The sequence below is a fragment of the Pseudomonas sp. 2995-3 genome (assembly GCF_002742565.1).
Classification (GTDB): Bacteria; Pseudomonadota; Gammaproteobacteria; order Pseudomonadales; family Pseudomonadaceae; genus Aquipseudomonas; species Aquipseudomonas edaphica.
Genome location: NZ_LJSB01000244.1, coordinates 1 through 396 on the forward strand (window position 1 = coordinate 1; position 396 = coordinate 396).

Annotated in this window: 1 protein-coding gene; it reads left to right on the forward strand. The window is 38.4% G+C overall.

Annotation, left to right across the window (positions count from 1 at the left end; translation table 11 throughout):
• Positions 1-292: sensor histidine kinase (locus tag AOA62_RS24665; protein WP_143521911.1), on the forward strand; the 292-nt coding region annotated here is incomplete at its 5' end.
• Between the last annotated feature and the right edge of the window lie 104 nt (positions 293-396).

A 396-nucleotide genomic window follows, 5' to 3' on the forward strand; every position in this document is an offset into this window, starting at 1 on the left:
GTGTGTAGAAATCATCATAAAGCCTTCCTCAAAAATGGATGGTGCACTACGTGTAGAAGTTAAAGATGATGGCGTAGGAATGTCACAAGAAGACGTAAACAACATATTGCATTCATTCGATAAGAAGGAATCATTGGACACGAAGGGAACTGGAATGGCGATTGTAAACTGTCATCGAAGACTTAAATTCTACTATAATGATTTAATCTTGCAGGACATGACCATTGTTAGCGAACTTGGAGTGGGAACAACCGTGTCGTTTGAAATACCTTTTAATGGAGGAGACCAATGAAATACTGGAAAACTACTTTAATAGTGGATGATGAGCCTACTACATTAAATGGACTAAAAAAAACATTGGAAATTTGGGCTGAGGGGAACGGAGAGCTTATAGAG